The 20,116-nt window shown below is 37.1% G+C and carries 16 protein-coding genes; 1 reads left to right on the top strand and 15 read right to left on the bottom strand.

The annotated features are described in order from the left end of the window. Nucleotides 1-26 precede the first annotated feature (26 nt). The 9 genes from JFU24_RS02275 to JFU24_RS02235 all read right to left on the bottom strand — a co-directional run bounded on the left by JFU24_RS02275 (nucleotide 27) and on the right by JFU24_RS02235 (nucleotide 11,909). Nucleotides 27-932 carry an ABC transporter permease gene (locus JFU24_RS02275; RefSeq protein WP_201224438.1) on the bottom strand — a complete coding sequence of 302 codons (906 nt, stop codon included), beginning with the start codon at nucleotides 930-932 and terminating at the stop codon, nucleotides 27-29. A 27-nt stretch (nucleotides 933-959) separates the two neighbouring features. Continuing rightward, nucleotides 960-1,910 (bottom strand): ABC transporter permease, encoded by a 951-nt coding sequence (locus tag JFU24_RS02270; RefSeq protein WP_098177646.1) that lies wholly within the window; start codon nucleotides 1,908-1,910, stop codon nucleotides 960-962. Nucleotides 1,911-1,981: 71 nt separating this feature from the next. Then, nucleotides 1,982-3,553 carry an ABC transporter substrate-binding protein gene (locus tag JFU24_RS02265; protein WP_201224437.1) on the bottom strand — a complete coding sequence of 524 codons (1,572 nt, stop codon included), beginning with the start codon at nucleotides 3,551-3,553 and terminating at the stop codon, nucleotides 1,982-1,984. Nucleotides 3,554-3,938: 385 nt separating this feature from the next. After that, the gene (locus JFU24_RS02260; RefSeq protein ID WP_201224436.1) at nucleotides 3,939-5,261 is read right to left on the bottom strand and encodes an MFS transporter; all 1,323 of its coding nucleotides are present in this window, start codon (nucleotides 5,259-5,261) and stop codon (nucleotides 3,939-3,941) included. Nucleotides 5,262-5,899: 638 nt separating this feature from the next. Continuing rightward, nucleotides 5,900-6,670, bottom strand: a complete 771-nt coding sequence (locus JFU24_RS02255; protein WP_201224435.1) for an SDR family NAD(P)-dependent oxidoreductase — start codon at nucleotides 6,668-6,670, stop codon at nucleotides 5,900-5,902. Beyond that, nucleotides 6,667-8,088 (bottom strand): aldehyde dehydrogenase family protein, encoded by a 1,422-nt coding sequence (locus tag JFU24_RS02250; RefSeq protein WP_201224433.1) that lies wholly within the window; start codon nucleotides 8,086-8,088, stop codon nucleotides 6,667-6,669. Before JFU24_RS02250 ends, JFU24_RS02255 begins: the two co-directional genes overlap by 4 nt. After that, nucleotides 8,085-9,188, bottom strand: coding sequence for a tartrate dehydrogenase (locus JFU24_RS02245; RefSeq protein ID WP_242485247.1), 1,104 nt, complete (start codon nucleotides 9,186-9,188; stop codon nucleotides 8,085-8,087). The genes JFU24_RS02250 and JFU24_RS02245 overlap by 4 nt, the downstream gene beginning before the upstream one ends. A 177-nt stretch (nucleotides 9,189-9,365) precedes the next feature. Continuing rightward, on the bottom strand, nucleotides 9,366-11,207 hold the full coding sequence (locus JFU24_RS02240) for a sigma-54 interaction domain-containing protein (RefSeq protein WP_201224429.1): 1,842 nt from the start codon (nucleotides 11,205-11,207) through the stop codon (nucleotides 9,366-9,368). 438 nt (nucleotides 11,208-11,645) lie between these two features. After that, nucleotides 11,646-11,909: a hypothetical protein gene (locus tag JFU24_RS02235; protein ID WP_201184814.1), complete on the bottom strand. Its 264-nt coding sequence runs from the start codon at nucleotides 11,907-11,909 to the stop codon at nucleotides 11,646-11,648. Between the two features lie 177 nt (nucleotides 11,910-12,086). Between JFU24_RS02235 and JFU24_RS02230 the strand changes: the two genes are divergently transcribed. Then, nucleotides 12,087-12,800, top strand: coding sequence for a class I SAM-dependent methyltransferase (locus tag JFU24_RS02230; protein ID WP_201224427.1), 714 nt, complete (start codon nucleotides 12,087-12,089; stop codon nucleotides 12,798-12,800). A gap of 431 nt (nucleotides 12,801-13,231) precedes the next feature. On the opposite strand, the gene JFU24_RS02225 is transcribed toward JFU24_RS02230, so the two are convergent. From JFU24_RS02225 to JFU24_RS30960, 6 genes are all read right to left on the bottom strand, one after another. Next, nucleotides 13,232-15,031 (bottom strand): S9 family peptidase, encoded by a 1,800-nt coding sequence (locus tag JFU24_RS02225; RefSeq protein WP_201224425.1) that lies wholly within the window; start codon nucleotides 15,029-15,031, stop codon nucleotides 13,232-13,234. A 461-nt stretch (nucleotides 15,032-15,492) separates the two neighbouring features. After that, on the bottom strand, nucleotides 15,493-15,933 hold the full coding sequence (locus JFU24_RS02220) for a YjfA family protein (protein WP_376109738.1): 441 nt from the start codon (nucleotides 15,931-15,933) through the stop codon (nucleotides 15,493-15,495). Nucleotides 15,934-16,023: 90 nt separating this feature from the next. Beyond that, the gene (locus JFU24_RS02215) at nucleotides 16,024-16,488 is read right to left on the bottom strand and encodes a DUF2690 domain-containing protein (RefSeq protein WP_083450911.1); all 465 of its coding nucleotides are present in this window, start codon (nucleotides 16,486-16,488) and stop codon (nucleotides 16,024-16,026) included. Between the two features lie 674 nt (nucleotides 16,489-17,162). Continuing rightward, nucleotides 17,163-19,487 (bottom strand): universal stress protein, encoded by a 2,325-nt coding sequence (locus JFU24_RS02210; protein WP_201249429.1) that lies wholly within the window; start codon nucleotides 19,485-19,487, stop codon nucleotides 17,163-17,165. Nucleotides 19,488-19,548: 61 nt separating this feature from the next. Continuing rightward, nucleotides 19,549-19,917: a potassium-transporting ATPase subunit C gene (locus JFU24_RS02205; RefSeq protein WP_342214659.1), complete on the bottom strand. Its 369-nt coding sequence runs from the start codon at nucleotides 19,915-19,917 to the stop codon at nucleotides 19,549-19,551. Beyond that, the gene (locus JFU24_RS30960; RefSeq protein WP_342214658.1) at nucleotides 19,847-20,107 is read right to left on the bottom strand and encodes a potassium-transporting ATPase subunit C; all 261 of its coding nucleotides are present in this window, start codon (nucleotides 20,105-20,107) and stop codon (nucleotides 19,847-19,849) included. Before JFU24_RS30960 ends, JFU24_RS02205 begins: the two co-directional genes overlap by 71 nt. Nucleotides 20,108-20,116 lie beyond the last annotated feature (9 nt).

The following is a 20,116-nucleotide window of genomic DNA, read 5'->3' as shown; positions in this document are numbered from 1 at the left end:
CTCCTCATTAATACCGTGTAATCAAATTATTTCTTTACTTTATTGGTATGCGGATCGAGCAAGTCTCGAAGTCCATCACCGAATAAATTCAAACCCAATACGGATAGAATAATGAATGCACCTGGGAAAACTGTCATCCACCAGGCATTATAAATTACGATTTTACCATCAAATAAAATGTTTCCTAGACTTGGTGCTGGCGCAGGAATACCAGCTCCCAAAAAGCTGAGCGATGCTTCAATTATGACAGAAACCCCAAATACGTAGGTGATTTGAACAATCAGAGGAGACATAGTGTTTGGAGCAATATGAAGCCAGATAATTCGCCATGAACTGGCACCTTGTGATCTCAAAGCTTCTATAAAGGTTTGTTCTTTGACTACAATGGCGGCCGAACGAACGACACGTGCGACAGTAGGTGTATTTACAATAGATAACGAAAGAATGACATTAACTATATTCGGCCCTAATGCTGCCATGAGCGCAATGGCCAATAGAATTGCTGGAAATGCCATTAAGCCATCACATATCCTCATCAGGATATGATCCAAGGTCCTATAATAAGCTGAGTACAAACCAATTACTGCTCCAATTACCAGTGTTATCACAGCTACCGTAAGTCCAACGGTCATGGATACCCGAGTGCCATAAACTACCCGGCTAAATATATCCCTGCCAAAGTTATCTGTTCCAAAAAAATGTTCAGCACTTGGTGGGCTCAGACGAGCTGTTACTATCATGTCATAAGGTGTATATACTGTGATCAAAGGTGCAAAAATAGAGATTAAACTGAGAACTAAGATAATCACACTTCCAGTAACTACAAGCCGATTTGAAAAATACCTGCGCAGAAGGATAGATTGACGTTCTTTCTTCATATGATTTTTTGAATACAATGGGTCTGTTTTTTGTATTATTGTTTTTGCTTCCATAAATCATTTCCCCTTCTATTCATTTCTCTATTTCCGGCTTAACCGTACCCTTGGATCAACCACACCGTACAGTAAATCTACTATTAAATTAATGAATACATAAGCGGCGGATACCAGCAGAACTGTTCCTTGGAGAACCTCGTAATCTCGCTGCACTATTGAGTTCATGATAAGTTGACCGAGTCCCGGAATATTAAAAACCGTTTCTGTAATTACTGCTCCCGCTACCAATGTCCCAAAGGTTTGTCCAACGACAGTCAGAATAGGGATAAAAGCATTTCTCAATGCATGTTTATAAATGATTAATTTTTCTTTTACACCTTTTGATTTTGCGGTTTTAATGTAGTTCATGCTTAGTACCTCTAACATTGAGGCCCTTGTCATCCGCGCAATCAAAGCCGCTTGTATGGCCCCAAGAGACAAGGCAGGCAATATTAGATATTCAAGGTGAGCCAATAGACCATCATCAAGTGGTTTATATCCAGCTACCGGAAACCATTGGAGTTTCACTGCGAAAAATAAAGATAATAATAATGCAAGGAGAAAGCTTGGCAAGGAAATTCCCAACAAAGAACCCACCATGAACATTTGGTCTGTGCTTGTTCCCCGTTTTTTGGCAGCAATAATTCCCATAGGAATAGCTATAAGTATAGAAATCCCCTGTGCCAATATCGCTAATGAAAGAGTCGGACCTAAGTGATCCATAAATACCTGTAATACTGGTTCCTTCATATAAATAGACATTCCCAAGTCGCCTTGAAGAAGACCAAAGACCCAATTAAAAAATTGCTCATACATAGGTAGATTTAAACCGAGTTCTTCTCGTAATCTTTCAATGTCATCTTCAGTTGCATCTGCCCCAAGCATTACTGATGCTGGATCTCCTGGTATTAAATGCATAATGAAAAAGACTACAATAGCTACAGTTAATAGAACCGGAATGAGAGATAAGACTCGCTGTAGAATATAGGCTTTCATTAAAAATCTCCTTTCTACAATTAACCCCTTCACAATGTAAAACGTATGAAGGGGTATCTGAGCAATTGATTTTATTCTTTAACGGTCGTATTCCATAAAACAGGTCCAAGGAATTCTTGATATCCTTTGACTTTTTCCGCTTTTACGGATATGGAATCATAAGCACCAATATTAACAACAGGCATATCTTCCCAAATCACTTTTTGCAATTCATTAAAGGTTTCTTTAGCTTTATCCTGGGAAGATTGAGCTTTAATTTGATCCAATAGTTTGTCTATTTCAGGGTTATTCGTCCAGCCTGCAAACTTTGCTCTAGAATCCAAGAATGGATATTGGAGCGGGGTTGCGCTAACAGGCCAGCTAGTAAAAAACATTTCCCATTGATCAGGCTTATTTCGGCGATCTAATAGAGTAGACCAATCCACCACGTCTAGCTTTACGTTCATACCAATTTTCTTAAGTTGTTGCTGAACTGCGACGGCGGAATTATAATGTTGTGAATAGTCACGGCTTGTCAGGATTCTTAATTCTTCCCCATTATACCCAGCTTCCTTAAGCAATTGTTTGGCCTTTTCAGTATCTTTAGCTTCATAAATTTCTTTCCCTGTATCCGTGTACCATAAGCCTTGCTCTTTTAACATAAATCCAGGGTCCAGTCTAAAATAACCATCAGTAACAGCAGCTGTTAAGACCTCTTTTTTATCAATTGCTAAATTCACCGCTTGGCGAGCTTTAACATTTTTTAGGAATCCATTTTGTTTATTAAAAATTAGAGTGTGAATTCCCAAAGGCGCTTGAATGGTTTCGAGACTTGGTACATTTTTAAATTGTGGTGCTGCATCCCATGGCATCATTACGCTCAAGTCATATTCTCCACTAATCATCCCTGCTACTCGAGTCGAGTTATCAGTGACGAAGTGAAAATATATGTCATCTACAAGAGCTTCCTTTTTACCAGCTAAACCGTCTGCAGGTTGAGATGAAGCCTTATAATCATCAAATTTCTTTAAATGAACGTATTGATTTTGTTTCCACTCTACAAACTTAAATGGACCTGTTCCGATATATTCTGTGATTCCACTTGTACCACCCGATTCTATCACCTCTTTTGGCATGATGGCTGCGAATTGCCCCACTTCTGCCAGTACTGGTAATAGAACGATAGATGGTGTTTCGACATGTAGGATAACCGTATATTCATCTTTAGCTTCCCACTTAGAATTTCCTAGGTTTGCCTTTGCAACGGCCCCTTCTTGCCATTTTTTCATGGAAGCAATGACATCCTCAGCTTTCATTTCTTTCCCATTATGAAATTTGACGCCTTTTCTTAATACAAATGTAACTTTTTTTCTATCTTTACTAACCTCATAGGATTCAGCAAGCATTGGAGTTACTTCAAATTTAGAATTTAAAGTGACTAATGTCTCAAATATATGCCTTGCTGGGTCGCGTGTTGCATTTGCTGTCGTCAGGTGTGGATCCAGTGATGTCGGCTGTGCTGGATAAGCCACTTTTAGTGAACCTCCCTTAGATGCTGACGAAGTATCATTGTTTGAATTATCTGACTTCGAACTGCATCCACCAAGGGCAAGAGCACAAATCAACATGACTATCGAAATGAAAAGATTTTTCTTTACAAACATTTTCTTTCCCCCTTTTTTTCATTCTGTTTTTTATATGGACAGGTTTCTTACTAATGTAGTGGAGGGTTTGTTCCTTCTGGAAGAGGAGTTCTGTAATTACCTTTGGCTTCTAATTCTTTCTCAAATTCTTCTTTTACAACTTTCACTAGTTTCTCATTTTTCATTAAATCAATGACGTTTACCCTAATATTTTCGAAGTTGCATATTTTGTAGTCAAAAAAGATTTGGTAAATAAATTACTTATTTAGTTCTAATATCAATGACCTTACTCCTACTTATATGAAATTAGGGAATCTCTCTACAGACTCCCTCTACAGACTCCCTATTATTAATCCGTATATATCTATTTTCAATTCGATTTCTTGTTCTGCACTAACGTTTCTCTTTACCTTATATTAAGGTTTTTTGATTGCTGCTGAACTGAAGCAGAAGTAACAAGTCCTTTCTTAATTGTAAAGACGAGTAAAAAGCAGATGAATAAGACTATACTAATAAAATATAATCCCATCTCTACACTACCTGTAGAATCCTGTACATATCCAATTACATATGGGCCGATAAACCCACCTAAATTACCAATGGAACTAATGAGCGCTATTCCTACAGCAGCTTCTAATTCAGTAAGGAATAATGAAGGAATTGCCCAAAAAGGTCCGAAAATACTGTAAATACCAACAGTTGCAACAGACATCATGATTATAGATAGGATAGGATCCGTAGTTAATCCACATCCCATAAGGCCAATAGCACCAACAAGCGGCGGAATGGCAGCATGCATTTTTCTTTCACCAGTGCGATCAGATCGGCGTGCCCACCAAACCATCGCTATTCCTCCAAAAATATAAGGTATCATTGTAATCAAACCGACTTGAGTATTTGTTAAAATATTTGAAAAGGATTTGATAATAGTTGGCATCCAAAACCCTATTCCATACAAACCAGTGACTAATGTAAGGTAAATAAACGACAATCTCCAAATTCTAGAACTCCCAAAAATATTTTTCAGACTAGAGTGTTTGCCTATCTCCTTACCTTGATTTTCTTTTTCAATTTCGGATATGAGCCACCCTTTCTCTTCCTTTGTAAGCCACTTTGCCTGTTCAGGACGATCTGTTAAATAAAAGATAGTCGTAATCCCTAAAATGACAGCAGGAATTCCTTCCAGTACAAATATCCAGCGCCATCCAGCCATTCCACCCCAATTAATATTATCTATTATCCACGTGGTAACAGGTGCTCCAATAATATTGGACACTGTCAAAGCTGTCATGAAAAGGGCTACTGCACGAGCTCGTTCTTTTCCTCGGAACCAATACGTAATATAAAGTAAAACGCCTGGAAAAAATCCAGCTTCGGCAACTCCTAGCAAAAAACGTAGGATATACAAATGATTCGCATTTTGGACCCAGGCTGTTAATATTACAACAATACCCCAGGTTATCATTATTCGCCCAATCCACTTTCTCGCTCCTATACGATGCATTAGCATATTACTGGGTACTTCAAAAAGAAAGTAACCAATAAAGAAAATACCAGAAATTAACCCCAAAGTGGATGCTGTTAAACCGAGATCTTTATTCATCTCCAGAGCAGCATAGCCAATGTTTACTCTGTCTAAAAAAGCAATGATATACAACACAAAAATATAAGGAATAATCCTTCTGGATACCTTTTTTATTGTACGTGCTCCTAATTCAGATTCCTGCATATTACAACTCCTATTTAGGAAATTTTGTTAACATTGGAGTACTAGAGATTTGCTCGTTTTTTTACTACTATTCTAACTAATAGAATCACTGCAGTTGCCCAGTTAAATCTTTCAAGGATATCCTTGAGCCATTTTTATTTGATTCCTCCTACTTTTTTGTAGGGGGATAATTTAGTAGGCTCTGCCCATAGTAATCTCGTACCTCGATACATCACATAAAGTTGAAGCATAAAAGAAAGTCTTATTTAACGAAACATGTGAGCCAGCTTGTTGCTAGTTCTACTGATTTCGGTCTCGTAATCGAGGTTCGTGAAGTCCTATCGTCCTAGGTAAATTCAAAGTAAGCTGACATTTTGGTTGCAATAGTGTGTTAGACAGATTCGCTCTAACTTTGACTGCTATACCGGGTTCAAAGGCTATAAATACTGATGAACTAAAAAATACTAGATTGAAGTCGTTCTTTAAAAGTATTATGGCAAAATCAAAAGTCTCAACATCAAATGCAACTAGCGGACACTTACATTTTTTGAATGCATACGATATTGCTTAAAGTCATTTCACAATATCGTATGGCTTGGCTGAAAAAATACACTTAATTAAGGGAGTCTCGTTATCTATATTTTCGTCCAGCTCACTAATTATATCCCACGTCCACCATCTACATTGAGTATCTCACCAGTCACTATTTTTGCTAAGTCGGAAGCGAGATAAAGGGAAGCTTGCGCAATATCTTCTGCCTGTATAAGGGAACCTAATGGAACGCTGTCCAAAAAGATCTTTTTCTTATCTTCTTCCATCAGTGTCCCGTCCCCATTCAAAAATTGATTGATCATCGGTGTATCAGCAGGTCCTGGGTTAATGGCATTCACACGAATTTTATACGGGGCGAACTCCAATGCCAATGCCTTAGTAAGCATAATGGCAGCTCCTTTTGACGCACAGTATGCATTTAAACCGGGACGAGCTCGTACCCCTGCAATGGAAGCGATATTTATAATCGAACCGCTTTGCTGTTTTTTCATGATTGGAGCTGCATACTTGGTAGTTAAAAAGATAGATTTCGTATTAACGTCCATAATCCGATCCCATTGTTCTATACTTAAATCCTCTACCTCTGTGAAGACCTGAGGTACACCAGCACAATTCACTACAATGTCTAATCTTCCAAAAATGTCCTCCACTTCCTGGAACAGTGCAGCCACATCTTCGTTATTAGAAACATCGACCTGAACGGCCTTGACATTTTCGCTAGAAAACGAATCGCTTGCTGCTTTTGCTGCCTCGATATTCAAGTCTGCGAAGATTACATTTGCTTTTTGTTCAACAAATAATTGTGCAATGGCTTTCCCCATACCTGACCCTGCTCCCGTTACAATGGCTGTTTTCCCCTGTAATAATTTCTCAATCATAAGTTAATCACCACCATTTTTTCATCTGTCATTTCTTCAATCGTATATCTTGGTCCTTCCTTACCAATTCCACTTTTCTTAACTCCACCATATGGCATCATATCGTTGCGGTAGGTTGATACGTCATTCACGATTACTCCACCATATTCCAGCACCTTGACTGCCTTTAAGGCTAAAGCCAGATCTTGTGTAAAAATGCCTGCTTGAAGACCATAATCCGATTGATTGGCCGACTCTAATGCTTCCAAAATATCCTCGTAAGGGATTATCGCCACTACCGGTGCGAACACTTCCTGACAAACAACTTTCATGTTCGGTGTTGTTTGAGTTAATACAGCTGGATAAAACAGTGAACCTTCTCTAAGAATCGGCGTAAGCGCAACAGCACCTTCTGAAATAGCCTCATTGACCCACTGTTCTACGCGAATCGCCTCTTTTTCATTAATCATTGGACCTATATCCGTGTCCGGTTCTTCCGGATTCCCAACTTTCAGTTGTTGAACATATGAAAGATACTTTTCTGTAAAATCATCCAATACAGAATTATGCACATATAAACGCTGAACAGATATACATGCTTGCCCTGCATTGTGAAAGCTACGGGAAGCCGTAAGCTTGGCCGCTTGGTCCAAATCAGCATCAAAATGAATAATGTTTGGAGAATTGTTTCCTAGCTCCAAGGTTACTGGGCGCATTCCACTTTTCTCTTTAATATATCTTCCAACTCCTGCTGATCCAGTGAAAGAATACATGGCAATCCGTTCATCCTGTAAAAGCCATTCACCAACTTCGGCACCACCATTTACCACATTTACATATCCTTTTGGCAGACCAGCCTCTTCAAACAGTTCTACTAATTGAAATGTGGTCACAGGTGTGTTTGGTGCTGGTTTTACTACCACTGTATTTCCTGATGCTAGTGCTGGGGCGATTTTATGTATCGCTAACAATAATGGGTAATTAAAGGGAGTGATGGCTCCAATGACTCCTTTAGGGACACGGATTGTGAACCCCAATCGATTATCCGCTCCTTCGACAGCCTGTAACGGAATCATTTCACCAGTAATTCTTTTTGCTTCTTCCGCGGACAAACGCAAAGTTTCAATTGTGCGATCCAGTTCACCTTTGGCATCTTTAATGGTCTTACCTACTTCTCTCACCAAGGTGATCTCAAATTCTTCTCTACGTTCTTGGAACAACTCGGAGGCTTTCAATAAAATTTGATACCTTTGAAATGCAGTTAATTGATCTTGTTTAAAGCATTTTCGTGCCTCTGTTATAGCATTATAAACATGTTGCTTTTCTGCCTTAGCAACATGAGTTAATACTTCACCTGTATATTTGTTATATACAGGAATCGTTTCTTCTGTAGGTACTTGCTGTCCACCAATAGATAAATGATAGTCTTTTATAATCATTTTTTCTCCCCCAAATTGGTTTTTAAACTCATTTCCCGTATTTTTGAAACAATTGCATCTCCCATTTCCATGGTATTAGCCGTTCCTCCGAGATCAGGAGTCCTGACAGTACCATCGAATAACACTTCTTCTATGGCGTTCAACACCAATTTTCCTAATTCAGGAAGTCTAAGATGATCCATCATGAGGCTAATACTCCAAATTTGTGCAATTGGATTGGCAATCCCTTTTCCTGCTATATCTGGTGCTGAGCCGTGTATTGGTTCAAACATCGAAGGATATTTCCTTTCAGGATTGATGTTTCCAGAAGGTGCCAACCCCAGTCCCCCAACTATAGCGGCTCCCAAATCCGTTAATATATCCCCAAACAGATTGCTTCCCGCAACGACATCAAAACTTTCAGGCTTTGAGATAAAATAAGCAGCAAGTGCATCTATATGATAGAGTTGAACATCTATCTGAGGGTACTCATTTCCAATTTCTTTAACGATTTCATCCCAAAATGGCATAGTATGATTAATCGCATTGGACTTTGTTGCGACCGTCAGCCTTTTCTTTGGTCTACTTTCAGCCACTGAATAGGCATACTTGAGAATCCTTTCACTTCCATATCGGGTAAATACATTGTTTTGTATCGCTGTTTCATAAGGTGTGCCTTCGTGAAGGCGACCACCTATATTCGAATACTCCCCTTCCGTATTTTCTCTAATTACGACAAAGTCTAAATCATCATGTGATTTATATCTCAATGGGCTTTCCAACCCTTTAAGCAGTTTGACCGGTCTCAAGTTAACATATTGCTGAAAATGCCTGCGGATTGGAAGAATAAGTTCCCATACCGAAACATGATCTGGAACAGTAGGAGCTCCAACAGCTCCAAATAAAATCGTGTCGTAATCCTCTAATAAATTTAGTCCATTCGTTGGCATCATCCTTCCATGTTTTAGATAATACTCACAATTCCAATCATAGAAATCGTAAACAAATCTTACATCTGAATGTACTTCTTCAAGCACTTTTAAAACCTTCAACCCTTCATTAACTACTTCTGGACCAATTCCGTCCCCAGGAATAATTGCGATGGAAAAGTGTTTTTGCAATTTCTTCACCTCATTATGTTTCATAATAATGTGCTACAATTTCATAACTTGCAAAAACCGTGCCAATAAAATCAAAATACTGAAAATTCAGATATATTAAGCGACAAAAGGGTTTTCTATTTTATTAACCCTTCGATAAGTGTTTTAAATTACAACAAGGTGTTGAATTTTGAAACACTACAGATTATATTCTTTTAGTTTTCTCCATAAAGTAGATCGGTCTACTCCAAGTGCTTGTGCAGTCTTAGTTTTGTTATTGAAATATTTTTTTAATGCCTCCTCAATCAGTTCTCGTTCCTTCACTTTAATGCTTAAATCAGAAAGATCTTTCTGACTTTTGTTCCTATTAAGCTTTTGTAAAAGGAATTCGCCGCTTTGCACTGTTAAGGTTGTTCCCTCTTCAAGCAGTACCATTCGTTCAACTATATTTCTGAGCTCCCTTATATTTCCTGGCCAGTCATATGCCTTAAATAATGTATATACCTCTTGGTCAATACTAACGATTTTCGATTCGCGTTTTTCGTTGAATTGATTAACAATTGCCTCCAATAGGTCAGGAATATCGATTAATCGATCGCGCAAAGGTGGTAACTCAACATTCAAAACGTTAATTCGGTAATAAAGGTCAGTTCGAAACTTTTTTTCTCTAATTTCTTCCTCTAATTTTCGATTTGTTGCAGCAATAATTCGAACATCTACTGGCACAACACGTTCTCCCCCGACCCTTCGCACTGTTCTTTCCTGAAGAACACGCAATAATAGAGCTTGGATATGTAGAGGCATTTCACCGATTTCATCTAAAAATAAAGTACCACCGTGAGCAAGTTCAAATAGACCTACTTTTCCTCCCTTATTCGCCCCTGTAAATGCACCCTCTTCATATCCAAATAATTCACTTTCCAACAGGCTTTCTGGTAATGCAGAACAGTTTACAGCAACAAAAGGACCCAGAACACGTGGACTTGCCAAATGAATACCTTGTGCGAATAGTTCTTTTCCGGTTCCAGATTCACCTGTAATTAATACAGTTGCTTCAGTTTGAGCAAATCTTTGGGCTAATTCCTTAGCCTTTATCAATTCCTTGGATTGACCAACAATATCACTCAGTCTATGTTTTGCTTCAAGTCCACTTTGATGTAACATCTTTCTAAGTTTAAGCTCCATTTTTTGAATATTAGTGATTTCTTTAAAACTTGAAACTACCCCAACAATTTTACCTTTGACAATCACTGGGAATCGGTTAATGACAATTTGCCTCCCCTTGACTGTTGCAATATCCCCCATTTCAATTTTTCCAGTTGCAAGAATGCGCATCAAATCGGAATGAGGGATAAATTCCGTAATCTTATGTCCTTTTACTCCATCTTGTAGACCTAATAATTTTTTCGCATGTTCGTTAGCTACTGTAATTCTTCCCTCATGGTCTACTGCCACAACTCCATCATGAGCAGATTTAACAATAGCTTCTACCTGATACCTTTCCATGGCTATACTTGCTGTTAATTTGTCTATGGAAATTGCCATTTGTATACTAGAAATCAAAGAAGATAGGGAGGGTTTGATAAGATGTACGGTTCCTGAATGTGAATGAGTGAGTAAGTCTTTCATCCAAACGGGAGCTACATACACCCTATCCGGTTGAATACCAGCTGAAAAAAACTCTTCTTTACTGACAAAATGTAATGGGATTCGTGGATTCTCATCATATTCTTTTTTTAGCCATTTAATTTCTTCTTCTGATGCAACAACACAACATATTTTGTTAGAATCATTCATTAGACCTTCTTTTTCTTTCGTTTTCTCAATATCATCCAGACGAATGGAAAGCGGTAGAATTGGAACTTGAAGAGCTGCTAATTCTTTTTGATAGATTGCGGGCGTTATAATGACCATCGGGTTCATAATCTGCTCTAACAAAGCATTCACAGAATAAAAACGAGCAGTTTTGTATCCTACTCCTCGAAACAGCTTTCCAATTTGATTTTCCAATGAGTCACTCATTTTATATAAGGCAATCATTACACTTCTCCTTGCTACACAGATTTGGGATTCAAATCTATCATTTCCATTACAATTATACACTTTACATACAATTTATGGCACGATAACTTCATGCCTAAATATATATATCAAAGGTTTTCATGTTTGCAATTCTTCCTCCATAAAGCAGCCTGAAGTGAAAAAAGTATTAAAATTAACATTCAATTTCTATAGATGCCCTGAAAAATCAAGAATGTGAACTGTTTATAAGAGTACTATCACCCTCTGGCTCTCTTGCTTTAACGCTTCGTCTTCAGGTTTATTGAAAAAATTCCGGTTTCAAGTGAAGAGAAAATCCCCTTTATTTTTTTGTACCTTTTTTCATCTAGATTATTTCCACTAATATGACATTCCGCGAAACAAAATAAAAAAACCTGAATCTATTTTTCAGGTTTTTTAGTGTTCTATTTTATTTTACTACCAAAGAAATGCAAGAAAGATTAAGGACGAAATAGCCCCAAAGGCAAATCCATTAGCAGCCCCCCGACCAAATCCTGAATTAAAACCAAAACCATAACCAAATCCTCCAATGTTACCACCATCATCAATTGGGCGAATATAAACACGGTTAGGAGTAACCCGATGTATAATTCCACGATGAACCGTCCCTCTATTTGTACGAATTTCTACTGGTCTTCCAACACCTTGCCTGCACTTATGATAATAATTGTGGTTTCCCATTTTAACACTCCCCTTGTTAATCGTTCTACATCGTATGCATCCGGGGACTAGCCTGCATAGATTAAACACCCAATACAAATGAAAAGTCTGTTTCAAATTTACCTTTTTGTTGAATTCAATCACGCATTGATTCAGCTGCATAAAATAAATGAATTACTTTTTAAAGGAGACAATGCAATGAATCATTCATACCAAGACGCCTTAGCATTCTTAGGAATTGAAGGGGCTCATCCTGGAGGATTTGAACTAACTAAACAACTCTTAAAGAATGAAAAAATAGACCAATCCACAATAATCCTTGATGCTGGATGCGGAACAGGGCAAACATCTCAATTCTTGGCTCAACACTTTCTTTGCCAAGTTTACGCATTGGATAATCACCCTGAGATGGTAAAACATGCAAACCAACGATTTCAACAAGCTAACATACCCAGTAATGTTTATATGAATTCCATAGAAGATTTACCTTTTACTAATAATTATTTTGATTTTATCATGGCTGAATCCACAACAGCATTCACTAATATTCAACAATCGCTTTGTGAATATTACAGAGTCCTAAAACCTGGTGGTACTTTGATTTCTATAGATATGACGGCAGAGACTGAACTTAACCTTAATCAAAAAAAGGAAATAATGAAATTCTATAATTTAACGAATGTCTTGACACAATCGGAATGGTTAAAAGCATTCAAAAAGGAGGGATTTAAAAATCTAAAAATTCTAAAGTCGAATACAGTTTTAGAAGAATTAAAAAATTCATCAGCTGTCGATAACCTCATTCTTCCTTTAAATGAATCTTTGGAACAAATCATAGAGGAACATTATCGGCTTGTCCTAAGTTGTGGAAACAGTTTGGGATATAGAGTATTTAGGGCAAATAAGGAATAGCCCACTAAAACTCTAATATATATATGCAAATATTTTTATGGAACAAATCTGATAAAGGAGTTGTTTTCTCCATTCATCTCTATCAATTATACATTCCACTTGAATTCGTAACTAACAAACTGTGCAAAGTTAAATCGGCTTCATATTTTCATCTTTAAATTAATTAATAAAAAAATTTAAAGAGGCTGTCCGAATTTTGAAACAACCTCTTTTTCATTTTAAATTCCTTAATTTTCTTATTACATCTAAGGACTCCGCTTCATTTAGAAATAGCTTAAATAAAATTTGTGTTAGCTAAATTAGTGTTTTTGTCCTGTGGAAGAATTATGCCCTTCAAAATCCTAATTTAGGTTATACAATTATTATTTGGTAATTTATAATAGTTTCATAACCTTTGTAGCTTCGGAGGTGTCCCAAACAGGAATTTTAGTTTATGCTTTCTCTTTTGAACGAACGAATTGATTAAAGAATGAAAGTATCTTTTGATAGACGGCAATTTCATTTTCTTTCTTGGAAAAGCCATGCCCTTCATCTTCTAATAGCATATACTCAACATCTCTTCCTTTATCCTTTAATGCTTGCACAATTTGGTCTGATTCTTCTTTGACCACACGAGGATCGTTTGCGCCTTGAATAACAAGCATTGGCTTTGTCATAGAGTCTAAATAAGTGATTGGAGAATATTCAGTAAGCTTTTCTTTATCTTTTTCCGGATTCCCTACCCATTGATCCATAACTGGCTTCCAATCTTCAGGAACCGAATTGATAAAAGAAAATAGATTAGATGGACCGAAAATATCAACAACCGCTTTAAAGTAATCAGCATGACGACCGTGTAGAAGAAGAGCCATATAACCACCATAGCTTCCACCCATTAATAAAATATTTCCTTTATGCGCATATCCTTGTTTTATCAACCAGTCGAGACCAGCGACATTATCTAAGCGTGGCCCATATCCCCAGTCTCCTTCTACCATTTTCATGAATTCCAAACCATAACCAGAAGAACCACGAAAGTTTGGAGCGAAAATACTGTACCCATGATTTAAAAAGAACTGAAATGAAGCTCTAAAAAATTTCCGTTCTGCCGCTTGTGGACCTCCGTGAGGCCAGAAAATAACTTCACCATTATCATTTTCCTTTTTTGCCCTAAAAAATAACGCTTCAATCTCCATACCATCAAATGATGGGTATGTTATGACATCCGGTTCAACTAAGTCATTTGAATCTACTCCAGGAACAGAATACTGAGTTAATGATATCCACTCATTTCCCAATCGTTTATAAATATTATGAGGATTAGTTGCACTCCTTCCTAATAAGTACAGAGTGCCTGATTTAGCGACTTCAAGCTTTTCAATGACACTGCAAGGGGACGAAAGCTTCTTCCAATCAGTACTTTGGAGATTGTATTCATATAAATGATCCTCTACACCCTTTTGACTAGTTACATATAATAATTGATGCTCTTTACTATATTTTAAGCCATCAAAACTCTCATTTTCCAATTCTTTAACTTTACTGAATTGGTCTGTTTCAAGGTTGTATGAAGCCAAATAGGTAAAATCTGAATCATAATCAGTCAGTAAATATACCATTGAATCTGAAACAAAAACACCATCATTAACTGTGTGTTGTTTCTCAGTAGGAGGCGTAAGCAGGATATTTTCATTGCCGCGTTTCGCATATAGAAGAGTATATGTATTAGCAAAGTGTTTATAGTATAGTAAGGTTTCTTCATCTGGGCTTAAGCCATATAAATACGTTGCTGCATCCTTTCCTTCTAGAACCTTTGTTTCACGCCCCGATTCTAAATCTAAACAATAGGCATTCAAATAGGACGGATTTCCTTTCGATGAAGTGTAATAAAGTTTATTGCTGTCTTCCGATAACATCGGCATAAAATTACGAGTATCTTCATGATAGACAATTTCCTTCATCGCCCCACCTTGCAAGGGAATCCCGTAAAATTGAGTATTTTCATTGCCGTCTTGGTCAAATCCAGCAATAATAAACCTGCTTTGCTTATCATATAAAAGACCTTGGCAGCTTTGATCCACAAATGTGAGCGGATAAGGGAAGGTGTTTGGCAGATTCATCCCCCATAAATTATACTTGCCACTCAAATTCGTACTAAAAACCAGCTGCTTTTCATCTGGACTAAGTGCAAAATCACCAATAGAAAAAGTTCGCAAAAACTGCTCAACATCAGGCTTAGGAAATGAAATCATCGTTTGCAACTCCTTATATTTTTAATATAATGAAAAATCTGTAATTATTATACCATATTTTACCTTATATTTAAAAATAAAACTACTACTCTTGCGATCATTGCCCCGACCTAAAGTACCATTCAATTTAACAGGATGAAATGGTAATTATATAATCACCATTACAAGATAAAATACTTCTCAACAAATCACTATTATTAAATTAGTTAATACGAAGATTTCATGGAACTCTTTGTACACATCCCAATAACGAATCAATTACAAGACAAAAAAAGCGACACTTGTTATCATAGGTATTAAGCCAGATCCAGATGGAAAGGGAGGGCATTCAGAAAAAGTAAAAAGAGAGCCACTCCGCAATGGAATGGCTCTCGGTTGACAAATCCACACAAAAAAAGAGCTAGGCTTGTTCTGAAGAAATATTTATCATCTAATCATTATATGATGATCAAAGACCACTTCTAATACCAAATAGTTACCGCTTTCTTATAGGCGTCACTATTAGGGATTGCATGTATCCCCTGGGCCTGTGCCTTGCGCGGGTCTAAGTCATATACCATTGGTGTATAACATGAGGTCTGCCCTTTATTTACAACTCCATTTCCTCCTGTGCTGTTACACGTATAAGCTTTACCATCTGTGCTTCTAACGATTCTAGCATCCGCTTCATGATTGTATACAGCCGGACGCGTAACAGTAACTTTCGCCCAGGCAGTTTTACAGGTAGTGCTGAATTTCAATTCTACATACGAAACGGAATCAATCCATTTTGTATCCTTCGTAACAGCCGAGCTTGCACAACTATTATAGTTAGGGCTTTTTCCATCATAATTATGATTTTCGGCTAGTGCTTGATTATTCCCAAATATAAAAAAATCAATAACGAACATCGACAACATCATTACTAACGATAAACCTATCATTTTAAGTTTATGATTCAAGTCATTCATCCTTTCTTTACATAAAAGTAGAAGAAGGCTTTTGCTTTATCATTAATACCAGCCGGTTTCACCTGCCGTATATGGCCAAAATGCAACTGCTTTCGCCTTTCGCGGATCTAAATCATATACCATAGGTGTATAACATGTTGTTTGACCTTTATTAATCTCCCCATTTCCTCCAGGAGATGCACAACTAAATTGTTTATTATCAGTGTTCCGGACGACTAATGCCGTTGCCTCTCCGTCAGTTTTAGCTGGCCTGCTTAGAGTAATCTTTGCCCAAGCGGTTTTGCAAGTTGTACTGAATTTCAACTCTAAATTTGCAGAAGCACCGTTTGCATAAATTTTCAAATTCTTCTTCGTAACCGCACTAGCCGCACAACTATTGTAGTAAGGGCTTTTTCCATCATAGGCGTGGGTTTCTGCAGATGCCTTGTTGGTAAAGAAATCAAGGGAGCCAAAAAGGACAAAAAAAGCTACAAAAGTCAATGAAATACATAAAACCATTCTTTTCATTGCATCAATCATTCCCTTCATGAAATTCATTCACCCTTTATATTACAATTATGGGATATTTCTGTAAGTGTAAAATTCCCTAAATTTATGAAATACTTTACGGACGGTTTTTGTTACTGCTCTTACAGTCTGATATGTCTCGTTTTTTCATCTGTAAAACAGACGTAAAACTAACTGTCCTCATGAGCTTTTGATTATAAATAGTTGTAAAACTAAGAAAATATACACGGACCTTTCGTATAAAGTTATCCATCTAGTTACCGTTAGCGGGGTATTTGGCACGGACCCAAAGACATAATGGTTTTGGGTCGTTCTTTGTTTGTTGAAAACGGGACAGGAACCAATTGAATGTAGGCAAGATCATTAAAGAAAAACGAGCATTTGTAAGCATTCTTTTCCGTTTTTTTATAATCCATAGAGGGAATTTTTCTGATAAAAATCGAGTCTTTAGTTAGCGTCGTCTTAACACTCCAACTCTATTAGGTGATAAGATGATTAACTTTTATTTTTGGGGGAATTTAAAACGTTGATATTCGGTATTCAGCACAGATGTTGAAATTTACAACAACTTTTACGGTCCTTATCTAAAGAATTCTAAAAAAAATTTTCTTAGCAAGTATTAGCACTAGAAAATTGGGAAAGAGATCTCTTTCATCGCTAGCCAAACATGTCATTTAATCAGCTACCACAAGAACATCGAGATGTCTAGCCTCTCTTAGTAGACGTGCAACAATGGAACCTTGTTTAATTTCTTGCCATCTCGATCTTGCTGAATGCCCTATGATAACTTGTGTCGCTTTTTTATCTTGTAATTGTTTAGTTATTTCACCAACCACTAATCGTCTGTCTGCAGTTGAATATAATTCGAAATTACCACCTAATCGATTCGTAAGACTTATGATTTTATCGAGTATATTCTGCTCATCATTTGACAGAGATGGTTGATCTTTAACGTACACAACAAACCACTTAGCTTTAAGACGATAGGCAATACGAAATCCCCTTCTAATTAAGCGCTCAGAATCTGGTCTAAGATTTACACAGACAAAGATTACTTCTTCTTTTCTCCACGGCCCTCTTACTCCCTCTTTTCGTTTTAATGACTCTAATCTGTCATCCACATCATCTGCTAATTCACGGAGCGTAAGTTCTCTCAATGCTATAAGGTTTCGTGTCTTAAAGAAATTGCTAAGTGACTGTTCTACTTTATCTCTAGCATATATATATCCTTCCTGCATCCGTTGTCTGAGTGCCTTTGGGGAGATATCAATTAACTCTAGTTCGTCTGCTAAATGAAGAAAACTGTCTGGAACAGTTTCTCTTACACACACTCCTGTTATTTGCTTTACACTATCATTTAAACTTTCTACATGTTGAATATTCATTGTAGAAATAACCGAAATTCCGGCATCCAGAATGGCAATTACATCTTGATACCGTTTTTGGTTGTTACTTCCGGGTACATTCGTATGTGCTAATTCATCTACCAGCACTACTTCAGGATTGCGAATAATTATGGCCTTAAGGTCCATTTCCTCAAGTACTACGTTTTTATATGTAATATGTTTTCGAGGTATGATTTCTAAAGTTCCAATTTGCGCTGCTGTCTCTTTACGCCCGTGTGTTTCCAATAATCCAATCACAACATCAATTTCGTTTTGATTCAATTGATTTGCTTCCCTCAGCATGGTATATGTTTTTCCTACACCAGGTGCAGCCCCAATATAAATTTTTAACGTACCTCTTTTTACTCCTTGTATTTTTTCTTTTATTTCATCAGGAGAAAGCCTTTGATATGGATTTTTTTTCCTTGTTTTTGACTGAATAGCGGGTATTACTCTTTCTCCATGTACTTCTGCACGGTCTGCTACAATAAACACATCAATATTTTTCGTTTTTCTCAATATTCTATTTACTATTGAACCGTGAATAATCTCTTCCCATCTCGTCCTTTTAGAATGACCAAGGATAATTCGAGTTACATAATGTTGCATGGCATATTCAACTATTTCTTCAGCGATTTCTTCCCCTTTTATTGTCATTTCCTCAAATTTGCCATTTAATTTATTAATGAGTTTTTGCATGGATCTTTTAAACATTTCTTCTTCTTTAGATAATTTTCTTTGAGTTGGAACAAAGCTAACAATCAATAGCTCCCCACCTAAACGCTTGGCTATTTGATCCCCTCTTCGTATTAAGATGGATCCATTCCAATGATATTGTACACATACCAAAATCCGTTCAGAAGCACCTGAAGGTCCCAATAACCCTTCCTCTTCTCGATATTCAGTTAGATCCTCTTCCACTTCTCCAGCCAAAAACCGGAGTGACAGTTCCCTAAGTACCGCTAGGTTATCCTTATTGTATAATTGCACAAGTCCTTTGGCTTGTTCGTCTTTTTCTTCAATTTTCCCTTCCTGGAGACGTTTTAAAATTGCTTCAGGAGTAACATCTAAAAGACGTACTTCATCTGCCTGCGTCAATGTATCTTCGGGTACAGTATCATTTACATGAAGTGGCAGTTGTAGTAATTGCTCTGCAACTTTTTTCACTCCTTTCAACTCGTAAATATTTATTGTTGTTATGACACTAATCTCATTGTTTATTAATTCCTTAACATCTTCTAATCTAGTTGGGTTTTTAGCAGATGAATGATTTTTATGAGCTAATTGGTCAACTAAAATTACTTCCGGGTTTCGTTTGTAAATTTCCTTCATATTCAAATCTTGTCTAACATGACCGTTTTGCTCCCATTCGATAGAAGGTATAATTTCTAGGCAGCCTAATTGCTCAAGTGTTTTAGGACTACTCGATGTGCAAACTACCCCGACAACTACGTCAATCCCACGTTTTTTTAACTCATTTCCTTCAAGGAGCAAATGATAGGTTTTCCCTGAACCATATACAGCCCCAAGTATGATCTTCAGCCTGCCTTTTTTAATATTAGAGATCGACTGTAGAATTTCATCTGGTGTTTTTCTACGAAATTGATCTGGCATATTACTACCTCCAGTTTCATTCTAAGGTAAAAGGAGAGTAGAAAAACTCTCCTAATTAAAATTATTCTAGTTCGTCCAATGCTATATTTAACTTCAAAACATTAATTCGAGGTTCACCAAAAAGACCAAATGAACGACTTTCCGTGTATTCGTCAACAAGATTATATAAACTTTTTTCAGATAATCCTCTCTCATTTGCAATACGGGGAACCTGAACAATCGCTCCTTGAGGAGAAACATTTGGATCAAGTCCTGAAGCCGAATTTGTCATTAAGTCAGAAGGTACATCTGCTTTATCTACTGTAGGATTTTCATTTAAAAATTCTTCAATATCATTTAATGTCCGTTCAATCATTTCTTTATTTGATGGAGAATAGTTTGGCGTACCTGAGCCAGTCTGCGTCGTAATTAATGGAAGAAATACGACCATGGAAGTAACCCGGATCTTTATAAGATTGACCAATCATTTCGGAGCCTATAATTTCACCCGATTCATTTTTAATTAAGCTACCCTCTGCTTTTACAGGCATTATCACCTGAGCTAGCATTGTCATCAGTAACGGATACGCAATTCCACAAATAAATAGTAGTACGAAAACTGTACGTATATTCTTTAACATGAATTCTCA

Source organism: Peribacillus sp. TH27, assembly GCF_016650915.1.
Classification (GTDB): Bacteria; Bacillota; Bacilli; order Bacillales; family DSM-1321; genus Peribacillus; species Peribacillus butanolivorans.
This window is presented reverse-complemented; position numbering and strand designations above follow the sequence as displayed.

Bases quoted from the DNA above. Each gene is read 5' to 3' on its own strand.
- JFU24_RS02240 (WP_201224429.1), bottom strand. From the start codon at position 11,207: ATGATTGCCTTATATAAAATGAGTGACTCATTGGAAAATCAAATTGGA.
- JFU24_RS30960 (WP_342214658.1), bottom strand. From the start codon at position 20,107: ATGTTAAAGAATATACGTACAGTTTTCGTACTACTATTTATTTGTGGA.
- JFU24_RS02270 (WP_098177646.1), bottom strand. From the start codon at position 1,910: ATGAAAGCCTATATTCTACAGCGAGTCTTATCTCTCATTCCGGTTCTA.
- JFU24_RS02230 (WP_201224427.1), top strand. From the start codon at position 12,087: ATGAATCATTCATACCAAGACGCCTTAGCATTCTTAGGAATTGAAGGG.
- JFU24_RS02275 (WP_201224438.1), bottom strand. From the start codon at position 932: ATGGAAGCAAAAACAATAATACAAAAAACAGACCCATTGTATTCAAAA.
- JFU24_RS02250 (WP_201224433.1), bottom strand. From the start codon at position 8,088: ATGATTATAAAAGACTATCATTTATCTATTGGTGGACAGCAAGTACCT.
- JFU24_RS02255 (WP_201224435.1), bottom strand. From the start codon at position 6,670: ATGATTGAGAAATTATTACAGGGGAAAACAGCCATTGTAACGGGAGCA.
- JFU24_RS02260 (WP_201224436.1), bottom strand. From the start codon at position 5,261: ATGCAGGAATCTGAATTAGGAGCACGTACAATAAAAAAGGTATCCAGA.
- JFU24_RS02235 (WP_201184814.1), bottom strand. From the start codon at position 11,909: ATGGGAAACCACAATTATTATCATAAGTGCAGGCAAGGTGTTGGAAGA.
- JFU24_RS02225 (WP_201224425.1), bottom strand. From the start codon at position 15,031: ATGATTTCATTTCCTAAGCCTGATGTTGAGCAGTTTTTGCGAACTTTT.
- JFU24_RS02215 (WP_083450911.1), bottom strand. From the start codon at position 16,488: ATGAAAAGAATGGTTTTATGTATTTCATTGACTTTTGTAGCTTTTTTT.
- JFU24_RS02220 (WP_376109738.1), bottom strand. From the start codon at position 15,933: ATGATGTTGTCGATGTTCGTTATTGATTTTTTTATATTTGGGAATAAT.
- JFU24_RS02205 (WP_342214659.1), bottom strand. From the start codon at position 19,917: ATGGTCGTATTTCTTCCATTAATTACGACGCAGACTGGCTCAGGTACG.
- JFU24_RS02265 (WP_201224437.1), bottom strand. From the start codon at position 3,553: ATGTTTGTAAAGAAAAATCTTTTCATTTCGATAGTCATGTTGATTTGT.
- JFU24_RS02210 (WP_201249429.1), bottom strand. From the start codon at position 19,487: ATGCCAGATCAATTTCGTAGAAAAACACCAGATGAAATTCTACAGTCG.